Below are 11,316 nucleotides of genomic sequence, written 5' to 3'. Positions count from 1 at the left end.
TGTGCCGCCACAGAATATCGCTGGTGCCATCGCCATTGAAATCACCTGTGCCAACCACCAGCCAATCCGCCGGAGCAACACCCAATCCCCTCTTGACAACAGAGGAAGGAGCCGCAGCACCGATCTTGGCAATAAGGATCATGGAAGCATTTCCAATACCGTCGCTATCCCAGTAGAGGCTGTTCTCCTGCATGCTGAATAAAATGGAAGGTGCCACCTTGCTGGGAGCACCAGAGAAGATAAACTCGACACCAACGTCACTGGGGCGTCCGCTGCCGGATACGCCGAAGCCCGCGACCGAGAAAGTTATACGGTCAATCCCGGCTTCAAAATCGAGTATGGTATCGCCACCGTCAGATAGGAAGTTAAAGTGGAAAGTGTCTTGACCGAGGCCGCCCACCAGCAAATCTTGTCCTAACCCACCTACGAGCGTGTCGTCGCCTTCAAGCCCATAGAGCACATCGTTTCCGATGCCCCCGGACAAGTGATTATTTGCAATATTTCCCGTGAGTTGGTCGTCACCCTGGCCGCCGATTGCGTTCTCGATAAGTGAGCGCGCGTCGCCTTGGTACAGGAGCGCGTTGGCGATATTGGCAACCGCCATCCTGGAGCCGCCCCAATGGAGCTGAGCAAGCTGCGCCGAGGACGTTATAGTCCATTCTCCCGGTCGCAGGTCCACTTTCAGATTCGTAGCATAGTTCGAGAAATTATAAGTGTCGGTGCCGCTGCCGTCCCAGACAGTCAAGAGAATTTTGTTGCCCCCGGGAGCGCCCTGCCCTACCCCATTGATGAACATCTCGCCTGTCGCCGGACTCCATGAGTACGTCGTGTTGCCGCTGCTGGTGGAGTAATTCGCGCCGTATAGATGCTGCAAAGCGGCAATGTCGTACATCATCAGCGACTGGGCATACCCCCAGGTCTCATTGACATACCCACTCGCCGTGGAGGCCCCGACATAGGAGCGATAGCTCATCACCGTATACTCGAGCGAGTCCCGGTCGACGGGCAGCCCGCTCTCGTGTGGATGCTCCAGCCCAAGCGCATGCCCAATCTCGTGCAAGAAAGTCAGGTAGGCGTAGTTGCCTCTAACAGGGCTGGTGTAATCCGTCTTGTTGAACCAAGCATCGCCCCCTTCGGCGGCAGTGCTTGGGAAATAAGCCCACGCGGTGCTCGGCACACCTGACATTGCAAACCGCAGATCCGCATGTTGCGTGGCCGTCTCCGCAATCTCCGTAAAACTCAGATTGGCAACAGCAGCATACATCCGTAAGGCTGCACGCACGGTCGATTGTTGGGCCGCATTGAGGGCTCCAAAACCGCTGCTATTCTCGCCCTCACCATAGGAAGAACCGTAGTAGGATCCGCTTACGGGGAAACTGTAAGACAGGCTGGAGACGGCCCATTTCCGATCGCCAAGGATACCATCAACGTATGCATCGCCCGTGAGGCTGAAAGTCGAAACAGCAGGCATACCCCTACCCATACTTTTGGTCAGCAGTGTTCTGAAGCTGCTCTCACTTGGCGACCAAACATCAGACATTTGGAACCAAACCGGCAGACAAGTATTTTTCAGGGTTATGCTGGTGCCAGGCTGTGCGTCCATTCGGCTAGACGGCCTAAGCCATAGCGAAATCTCAACAATGCCAGTAAGTTGCCCCTCGATGCTGCCTACGTGCGGCATCTTGGCTCATTTCTAGTCAAAGCGGGCCGCCTGAGGGATCCTGAAGTAGCAGATCCTATACAGGCCCGCAGCCACATGGGTGGCGGTCAAGCTGCGCTTCAAGGATCGTGTTAGGGGGTGATCCCGGTCGGGCACATTCCGGCAGGCCTTAACCCTGACCCAAACGATCAATACGCACGTGAGATCTGTGAAGAACTGAAACATGCTGGAGTATTGTGTTACCCGCCGATCTTAAGAAGGTTGGCTGTCTTCAGCCTGATCAGCAACAGGCCCACGTGCTGGGCGTGAATCAGTGCACAGTCGAGAGCCATCTCGATCGCTTCCCCACAGGCCGCGCACCACCGAAATCATCTTGCCCAGGCCCAGCATCAGCGCCAGGGTCAATTGTGCGGCTTAGGCCAGGACTACATCGACCTGGCTCGTGTGGGTGGCAGGATTGGGCAACAGGCTGTCGAGCAACCGGCCATCGGGGACTGTATATCGGTCTCTTCGGCAAGCTCCCGCAGAGCGGTCGCACCCAGACTGCTATTCGTTGGATCGATCACACCGTCATACCCCTGCCGGTACTGCTGAACAGCACGGGATCGTCCAAATCAACCGCAACGCCATGTCCCAGTCCGCATACTACCTGAACACAAAGAGGTGCGATCTCCACTCCTGTCGGGGTGACGCAAACGTGGCCCGCAGGGAAATGCCGCAGTCACGCACGACACTGTGTGAGCGCGCTTCGGTCAGTGCTGTTTGGGTCCAGGGCAGGGAATCAGACGATGCCACTATGCCCGATGACATCAACGGGTATGCTGTGTTGCCACCTGCAGTCCCCAGCTGAGGAGTTCTTCCGCGCGCTCGGCTGTTGCCGCCTCAACATACACCCGCAATTCAGGCGCATTGCCCGATGGCCGGAAATGCACGACCTCGCCATTCGTTGCGGTGACCCGCAGCCCATCACGATTATCGCATCCGGCCACCCCACCCAACGGCGCCAGGATCTCCGCCAGAAACGCCGTGTCCTGCTCCAACCGCGCCACGAAGGCGGCACTCCGGTCTGTTGCGACCTCCTTCAGCCGGTTGCTGGCCGCGGCCTTGAACCCGAACGCGAGGCCAATCTGCTGGAGCGACTTGCCCTTCGCCACACCTTCATGCAGCGCACACAGGATTGGCAGCAGAGCATCTCGGGTGGGCAGCGCTGCAAGATGGCGCTCCCCGCGCTGAATGTCTGAGCCGAGCAGAACACCGCCATTGGCCTCAAAGCCCACAACCGCGCGGGCGCCCGCGCGGGCCGCCTGTGCCATGCCTTCAATCACATAGGGTGACCCGACCCGGGTGCGAATGACGCGCGGGAACGCGCCGGACGCTTCAAGTGCGGAATTGGACGTAACAGGCGTCACGATCACATCGGCTCCCAGCGCGCGGGCGGTGATCGCCCCCACCAGATCGCCGCGCAGAAACGCTCCGGTTCCATCTGCAATCAATGGGCGATCGGCATCGCCATCGGTGGAGACGATGGCATCGAGAACGTGCTCGCTCGCCCATTGATGCGCCAGGATCTCGTCTTCGGCCCGCAACGCCTCGGTGTCGACAGGGATAAAACGGGTGGCTCGCCCCAGGGGCACCGCCCGGGCGCCAAGCGCCTCTAGCACCTCCACAATCACATCGCGCGCGACCGAGGAGTGCTGATACACCCCGACCACAAGCCCAGCCAGGGCCCCGCCCCCGAAGAAATCAAGATACCGGGCCTGGTAGGCGGCGAGGAGATCGGCGTCCGGCGCACCCGCCTGCACCTGGCGGGCATGGTCAGGCAGCGTCTGCACATCCAATTGGGCGTGGAGGGCGAGGATGCTTGCTTCATCCTGCTTATCAATCTCGCCCTGCGCCCGATAAAACTTCAAGCCGTTGCGGTCCTCCGGAATATGGCTGCCGGTGACCATGATCGCCGGCAGTCCAAAGCGCAGGCCATGATAGGCCAGGGCCGGCGTGGGCAGAGCGCCACAATCGAGAGGCACCAGCCCAGCCTCGGCCAGAGCGGCGCAGCACAATTGTGCAATGCTTGGGCTGCTGGCGCGCAGATCCCGCCCGACGAGCACCCGGCCCTGTGCTGCGGCGGCCGCGCCGTCCTCTTTCAGCATCTCCGCAAAGGCACGGGTGTAGGCGAGGGCCGGAATGCCGTCCAATTCCGTCACCAGACCGCGCAGGCCGCTGGTGCCAAATTTGAGGGAAGACTGGACTGCTGCCAAACCCATATTCATTGCTGTTGCCTATCTGTTTCTCAGCGAAAAAAATGCCGCTGACCGGGAGGGTCCGCCCACTGCTCCGAGGCGCTGGGGGAGAATAGTTGAAGTGCCGATGTGCCGTGTCAATATATCGATCGAAGTTCTCCCCGACATGAGAGGAGAACCCGCGCCGCACCTTATAACTTCGCCTCGGCAATCGCGAGAAGATACTGACCGTAGCTGCTCTTTGAGAGAGCCTGCGCGAGCGCGCGCAAGTGCTCACGGTCGATCCAGCCCAAGTTGAAAGCGATCTCCTCCGGGCAGGCGATGCGGAAACCCTGGCGCTTCTCCAGGGCCCGGATGAACTCGGCTGCCTCGACGAGGCTGTCCGGCGTTCCCGTGTCCAACCATGCGTAGCCGCGGCCCATCTTCTCCACCTGAAGCTGTCCCATCTCCAGATAAGTCCGGTTCACATCGGTGATCTCCAACTCGCCGCGAGCGGACGGCTTGATGCGGGCTGCGATATCGACCACCTGCGCATCGTAGAAATAAAGACCCGTAACGGCCCAGTTGGATTTCGGCTGCTTGGGCTTCTCCTCGATGGAGATCGCCTTGCCGGCTCTGTCGAACTCGACGACGCCGTACCGGAATGGATCGCTCACATGGTAGGCGAAGATGCTTGCGCCTTTGGGCCGACTGGACGCTGAGCGCATCAGCTCCGGCAGGCCATGGCCGTAATAGACATTGTCCCCGAGGATCAGGGCCGAGGGCTCGGTCCCCACGAACTCCGCACCGATGATATATGCCTGCGCCAGCCCTTCCGGCTTCAGTTGCTCCGCATAGGACAGGCAAATGCCCCATTGCTCGCCGGTTCCGAGCATTTGCTTGAATCGGGGCAGATCGTCGGGCGTCGAGATGATGAGGATGTCCTGAATCCCCGCCAGCATCAGCGTGGTGAGCGGGTAATAGATCATCGGCTTGTCATAGATCGGCAGAAGCTGCTTCGACGTCACGAGGGTCATCGGATGCAGGCGCGTGCCGCTTCCTCCCGCCAGGATGATGCCTTTCAAAGCTGGATTCCTTTCAAGTCAAAGGGAAGGCGATGCGTCATATCCCCTACCCTCAATCGAAACAGGCAGGAAGATCGGCAAGGCGCGGGTGCTTGCGGTCTTTCTCCGACAGGACGGCTTGGCTCACATCGACCGGCCACTCGATGCCCAGTGCCGGATCGTCGAAGGCAAGGCCCCGATCATGGGCTGCCGAGTAATAGTTCGTGACCTTGTAGAGAACTTCCGTATCGGGCTCCAAGGTGCAGAAACCATGAGCGAAGCCGATCGGCACGAGAAGCTGGCGCCAGTTCTGGGCGGAAAGCTCCACGGCCACATGCTGCCCGAAAGTCGGCGAGGATCTGCGCAGGTCCACCGCTACATCAAGAATACGTCCTCGCACGACGCGCACGAGCTTGTCCTGTGCGAAGGGAGCGGTCTGGAAATGCAGGCCGCGGATCGTGCCAGCCTTCTCAGATAGGGAATGATTATCCTGCACGAAATCGAGTGTCACGCCCGCTTCTTCATAGCGTTTGCGGTTGTAGACCTCGGAGAAGAAACCACGCCCATCCTCGAAACGACTCGGCGTCAGAATCTTTACATCAGGAATAGCGGTGGGTTCGATATGCAGCATGCTCGTCATCCAAAGGCCTTCAGGCGATTACGCCCAGTCGCTCGCCCTGATAGCCGCCGGAGCGCACGCGCTCCCACCAGAGGCGGTTTTCGAGATACCACTCCACCGTCTTGCGCAAACCGCTTTCGAATGTCTCGGCCGGCGTCCAACCCAGATCGCGCTTGATCTTGGATGCGTCGATGGCATAGCGCAGATCATGCCCTGGGCGGTCGGAAACATAGGTGATGAGGTTTTCGCGGGGACCGATCGAAGCATCGGGGGCAAGCTCATCCACGATCGCGCAGATGGCCTTCACCACATCGATGTTCTTTCGCTCGTTCCACCCGCCGATATTGTAGTTCTCACCCACCTGCCCTTTCTCGGCGGCGAGGATGAGAGCATCAGCGTGGTCGTCCACATAGAGCCAGTCGCGCACGTTATCGCCCTTGCCGTAGACCGGCAGGGGTTTGCCTTCCAATGCGTTCAGGATCATCAGTGGGATCAGCTTCTCAGGGAAGTGATAGGGCCCGTAATTGTTCGAGCAGTTCGTGATGATGGTGGGCAGGCCATAGGTGTGGTGCCAGGCCCGCACGAGATGATCGGATGCCGCCTTCGAAGCGGAGTACGGCGAATTGGGTTGATAGGGATAGCGCTCATGAAAGAACCCATCCTCCCCCAATGAGCCGAAGACCTCGTCGGTCGAGATATGATGGAATCGGAACCCATCGCGCCGCTCGCCCTCCAAGCTCTGCCAGTAGCGCAGGCTCTCCTGCAGCAGAGCGAAGGTGCCGACCACGTTGGTTTGCACGAAAGCGTCCGGCCCATCGATGGACCGGTCCACATGGCTCTCGGCGGCCAAGTGCATAATGACGTCCGGCGCGAAGCGCTTGAGGATCTCTCGCATGCGCGCGGTATCGCCGATGTCGCCGCGTTCGAAGGCATAGCGGGGATCGCTCGCAACGGGAGCAAGCGAATCCAGATTGCCGGCATAGGTCAGCTTGTCCACCACCAAAACGTGATGGTGTGTTCCGCTGATGAGGCGGCGAACAACGGCCGAGCCGATAAATCCGGCTCCACCAGTGACGAGAAAACGTTTGGCCATGGACAATTCACAAACCTAGAGGTTGCTATGGAACACACCATAGTTTTCTGCTTGGCGAAGCATCATACAGACCAGCGCATTGACAGGCAGGTCGACCAGCGTTCCAGGTTGCCGCTCGACATCTCGCGCCGCCTCTGAGGTATGACGCGGCAGCGGGCTGCTGTCGGGTAAGGCTGCCAAGTGTAGCACTGCGCGCAGATCATGGGCCAATTGCCCGAAGCAGCCGGCTTTGAGCCAGCGGTGGGCCTGCTGACAGCCGGCCGCCCTGGGCGGCAGATCAATGGGCATCCCGCGCCAAGGAGCGCCGGTTTTGACGATAGAGCGCAGGCCGGTGACTACCTCGCGCACGGAATGCTCACGCTGGCAGGCCTCCTCGGGCAAGAGCTTCAGATACAGCGACCAATGCCCATTCTTCGTCAGACACATCGCAGGGGTTACGGTTTACGGGCAGAGGTCATCCTGCCAGAACGGCAATGACCTCGACCCCGATCCATAACAGCCTCTAAGGTTTGGATCAAATGCTCACCTCAGTTTGCGTTCGTCTTGACCTCGGCTGCCGTCCAGGAACTCAACCAAGACGTTGAACCAATTTCCGATCGCGTGTCGGGCGCGAGCCAGAAACCTCCGCAATTAGTCGGTATGCTTAATGGCCCCTTAACCTGCGGACAGCCATTCCTACGCTAGGAATCTGAGCTGTAGCAGAGACGTCAATGCCCTTCGAAGTCTCCATCCGAAATCACCAGCGCCGCCAGCTGAGGGTGTGCGGTCATGCGTTTTCGGTTGTCTCAGCCCCAATTCTGATCCTGGTTTCACTTGCGCCAGCTCACGCCCAGAAGGTGGATGCAGGCCCTGGCGAGACCAAGACCGTCCCGCCTTTTGTCATGCTAGCGAGTGACACAGCGCTCTATGCCCACGAGGGTGGGCGCATCCAGGGCTCGGGGAGCACAGTGACCACCACGGGCTCCTATGCCCATGGTGGCACGGCCGAGACGGGTGGCGTGATCGCGCTCGACCGCGGCTCCATCACCACCGATGGGCGATCGGCCATGGGTCTTTATGCCTTTGGTACCAACAGCCACATCGTCAGCAGTAGCGATCTGACGACCTTTGGAACCGGCGCGTACGCCGCGTTTGCTCGGGCCGGGGGTGTCATCACGCTCACTCATGGCAGCATCCAAACCGCTGGGGCCGACGCCTTTGGCCTCCTGACTGATGGGACGGGCAGCCAGATCACCAGTGAGGCCCTGGTCAGCACAACCGGCGCGAACGCACCCGGCGTGGCCGCGACGGCGGGGGGGACCCTCACTCTGACCCGGGGCGCGATCCGCACCTCAGGTGTCGCGGCCTTTGGCCTCTACAGCTCTGGAGGGCAAAGCCATATTGACAGTGCCGTGGAGGTCTCGACCACAGGCGACTACAGCCATGGTGCGCTCATCCAGGCGGGCGGCTCTGCCACGCTGACAGCCGGAACCGTGACGACGACCGGACGCGATGCCGCCGGTCTCCTCGTTGAGGGCGCCGGCAGCCGACTGGTCTCCAGCGCCAATGTCACGACGAGCGGACCCGGTGCGATTGGCATCCTCTCCAGGTTTGCGGGATTTGTTGAGCAGATCGGCGGGTGGATCACGTCGACCGGCCCAATTGCCCATGGTCTCTTCGCAACCGGCCATGCCTCCTCGATCACCAGCACAGCGACCGTCCAAACCGCAGGCGCGGGCGCAGCGGGCGCGTTCGCCGATGCGGGTGGCACGATCGTCGTCGGCGGCACGATTGCGACAACTGGCAGCTCCGCACCAGGGCTGCTGGCGAACGGCACCGGCAGCACGATCACCAGCACGGCGCAGATCACCACCACAGGGCAGGATGGCTATGGCGTCCAAGCCGTTAACGGCGGCTCAGTCTGGCTCACGGGCGGTGCGATTCATACATCGGGCAATGGGGCACAAGGGATTCGGTCGATCGGGACGGGAAGCTCTGTCACAGGTTCGGCCCGGATCTCAGTCTCAGGATCGCAAGCCGCTGGCGTCGCGGCCCTGTCTGGTGGCACCGTGCACTTGCTGGGGGGATCTGTCACGACGACCGGCTCGGGCCACGGCCTTTACGCCTTTGGTTCGGGCAGCACGATCTCCGGCGGCGCTGAGATCTCGACACGTGCAGACGGAACGGCGGCCGCCCTGGCGGACGGGCGCGGTGCCATCGCGTTGTCCGGGGGCACAATTCGGACAACGGGTTCGCAGTCGTCAGGCATAGCAGCCACGTACGGTGGTTCGGCCGCAATCGATCATGTCACCATCTCCACCCTCGGCCCTCACAGCGCCGGTGCCTCGGTGACGGCAGCCGCCCTCGCTGTCACCAACAGCCGGATTGACAGCGGCGGCGCCGGGATCGCCTCGTTGGGCAATGCAACTGTCCAGGTCAGCCATGCGACGGTGAGAAGCCGGGGCCCGGTTTTTGACGCTGTGTTCGACCTGGCTGGTCAAGCCGCTACATTCAATGTTCTGAACACGCAACTCCGCGGAGATGCTGGCTTGCTGAAAGTGACCCGCGGCGATAATGGCCGTGACGGCATCGTCACGCTGACCCTGGATGGCAGCGAGGCGATCGGCACTGTTTCGGATCTGGAGGGCCGAACATCAGGCTACACCCGGGTTGTGATGACCGGCGGATCGCGGCTGGCGGGCGGAATGAACGGAGTTGACCGCCTGACCCTTGATCAAGGCACTTGGAGGATTGATGGGCCAACGAACGTTGCGGTACTGGAGACTGGCCCTTCCGGGGGAACGCTCGAGTCAGCGGACCAGGCGATCGTTCTGGCTGCACCACTCGAAGGCGCAGGCGAACTCATCAAAGCTGGCCCTGGTCTGCTCACCCTTACCGGTGACAGCGCCTTATCAGGCGCGACCTCCGTCGTAGCCGGAACATTGGCGGTCAATGGCTCCCTGCGAAACTCGCCAGTGAATGTGGGCAGTGGCGCCGTGTTAACCGGGGACGGTACGATTGGCGGGCTTTCGGCCCAGAGTGGCTCGACGATCTCGCCTGGTACGACCGTGGGCACAATGACCGTGACCGGCGATGTGAATTTCCTGCCAGGCTCAGTCTATGCTGTGGGGCTCGGGCCTGCGGGGCAGGCCGACAGGATCGCTGCATCAGGTCGCGCCACACTGGCTGGCGGCCTCGTCGAAGTCCTGCCGGATCAAGGGGCGGTCTACAGGGCTAACAGCCCCTACACCATCCTCAATGCATCATCCGTATCTGGTGCCTTTGAGGGAGCCACGGGGGCTGAGTTCGCCTTTGTGTCCCCGACCCTCGGCTATGGGGAAAATGCCGTCGTTCTGACCCTGACCCGAAGGACTGATCCAGGGCGATCCACCTTCGCCTCGGTTGCACTCACCCGAAACCAAGGCAGCACCGCTGCGGCGATCGAGCGGCTCGGCGCCGGACACGAGCTCTTTGACACAGTCCTAGGATCAAGCATTGCGGGCGCCCGTCAAGCCTTCGATGCGCTCTCAGGTGAGATCCATAGCTCGGCCATGACAACAGCGTTGCAGGACGCCCAACTTGTTCAAAATGCCGTCCTGGCCCGGCTGCGCCAACCACAGCCGAGAAGTCGTCCCTATTTCACTCAGAGCAGCTATCATGTTGCTGACCCAGCAGGCGGATCCACCCGCCTGTCCGCTCTGCCAGCACGTACCTTTGATCCCCGGCGCTTTGTCCTCTGGGGCGAAGGCGCTGGCTCGTGGGGGACAGTGAAAAGCAACGGGAATGCGGACGACCTCGACACCGCCACCGGTGGCTTCCTTCTTGGGGCAGAGGCCAACGTCGACGATGTCTACCGGATCGGTATGGCTGGCGGTTTCGTTCGCACAACTTTCGATGCAGACGCGCGACTGTCTTCCGGCTCCACCGAAACCGTTTTTGGATCTCTCTATGGCGGAGCCTCTTGGGGCCGTCTCAACGCGCGCCTTGGCAGCTCCTACGCCTTTCATGACTACGACATACAGCGGAGTGTGCGGTTCCCCGGCTTCAATGGCACGGCAGCGGCTTCCTATGGGGGGTGGACAGCTCAGGCTTTCGCTGAGCTCGGATATCGCTTCGAGGTTGCACCGGTTGCCATCGAACCGTTTGTCAATGCCTCGCTCCTTCGGACGCACACAAATGGCTTCGCTGAGGCGGGCGGGGCTGCGGCCCTGATCGGTCGGGCGCGGGATTACGACCTCGGAACGACAACGGTCGGCGTCCGCGCCGAGGCGCAGGCAGGCGACCGTATCCCACTGCTGGTGCGTGGGATGATTGGGTGGCGTCACGCCCATAGTGAGGTTGAGCCTGAGATGGTGCTGGCGTTCAGAGGATCATCGTCGACGTTCACGATCTCGGGTGTTCCTCTGAACCGGTACACCCTTGTGACAGAGGCAGGCATCTATTGGCAGGCGGGCAGAAGTTTCAATATGGGGGTTAGCTACGAGGGACAAATCGGCGCTTCTGCGCAGGAGCACAGTGTCAAGGGGAGTTTCATATCCAGGTTCTAAGCCCTAGCGTCCAAGAGGGCTGAAGCTCTTTCATCAAGCGCGCAGGATCAAGATCCGCATGGATCAAAGAAGTATTCCTAGACTATTCTAAAGTATATTGATGGCTCCCCTCGCCCACAAGCCTACAGTACACTCTTT

Annotated in this window: 6 protein-coding genes and 1 pseudogene; 1 reads left to right on the top strand and 6 read right to left on the bottom strand. The window is 60.8% G+C overall.

Features of this window, described 5'->3' with window-relative positions; genetic code table 11:
- The 6 genes and pseudogenes from BLP10_RS14120 to BLP10_RS14095 form a co-directional block, all read right to left on the bottom strand.
- Nucleotides 1-1,471, bottom strand: a 1,471-nt coding sequence (locus BLP10_RS14120) for a M10 family metallopeptidase (protein WP_091135642.1), incomplete at its 3' end; no start/stop codon positions are given.
- A gap of 998 nt (nt 1,472-2,469) precedes the next feature.
- Nucleotides 2,470-3,921 (bottom strand): phosphomannomutase, encoded by a 1,452-nt coding sequence (locus BLP10_RS14115; RefSeq protein WP_091135638.1) that lies wholly within the window; start codon nt 3,919-3,921, stop codon nt 2,470-2,472.
- Nucleotides 3,922-4,088: 167 nt separating this feature from the next.
- Nucleotides 4,089-4,961, bottom strand: coding sequence for a glucose-1-phosphate thymidylyltransferase RfbA (rfbA, locus tag BLP10_RS14110; protein WP_091135528.1), 873 nt, complete (start codon nt 4,959-4,961; stop codon nt 4,089-4,091).
- 52 nt (nt 4,962-5,013) lie between these two features.
- The gene (gene rfbC, locus BLP10_RS14105; RefSeq protein ID WP_091135635.1) at nt 5,014-5,571 is read right to left on the bottom strand and encodes a dTDP-4-dehydrorhamnose 3,5-epimerase; all 558 of its coding nucleotides are present in this window, start codon (nt 5,569-5,571) and stop codon (nt 5,014-5,016) included.
- A gap of 19 nt (nt 5,572-5,590) precedes the next feature.
- Nucleotides 5,591-6,652, bottom strand: coding sequence for a dTDP-glucose 4,6-dehydratase (gene rfbB / locus BLP10_RS14100; RefSeq protein WP_091135526.1), 1,062 nt, complete (start codon nt 6,650-6,652; stop codon nt 5,591-5,593).
- A gap of 153 nt (nt 6,653-6,805) precedes the next feature.
- Nucleotides 6,806-7,103: pseudogene (locus BLP10_RS14095) on the bottom strand (transposase); the annotation flags it as partial.
- 259 nt (nt 7,104-7,362) lie between these two features.
- Between BLP10_RS14095 and BLP10_RS14090 the strand changes: the two are divergent.
- Nucleotides 7,363-11,178 (top strand): autotransporter domain-containing protein, encoded by a 3,816-nt coding sequence (locus BLP10_RS14090; protein WP_091135523.1) that lies wholly within the window; start codon nt 7,363-7,365, stop codon nt 11,176-11,178.
- Nucleotides 11,179-11,316: the final 138 nt, after the last annotated feature.

Origin of the sequence: Microvirga guangxiensis, from assembly GCF_900102135.1 — a bacterium.
Taxonomy (GTDB): Bacteria; Pseudomonadota; Alphaproteobacteria; order Rhizobiales; family Beijerinckiaceae; genus Microvirga; species Microvirga guangxiensis.
This window is presented reverse-complemented; position numbering and strand designations above follow the sequence as displayed.

Excerpts from the sequence above, each read along its gene's own strand:
- BLP10_RS14115 (WP_091135638.1), bottom strand. The coding sequence starts at position 3,921 with ATGGGTTTGGCAGCAGTCCAGTCTTCCCTCAAATTTGGCACCAGCGGC.
- rfbC (WP_091135635.1), bottom strand. The coding sequence starts at position 5,571 with ATGCTGCATATCGAACCCACCGCTATTCCTGATGTAAAGATTCTGACG.
- rfbB (WP_091135526.1), bottom strand. The coding sequence starts at position 6,652 with ATGGCCAAACGTTTTCTCGTCACTGGTGGAGCCGGATTTATCGGCTCG.
- BLP10_RS14090 (WP_091135523.1), top strand. The coding sequence starts at position 7,363 with ATGCCCTTCGAAGTCTCCATCCGAAATCACCAGCGCCGCCAGCTGAGG.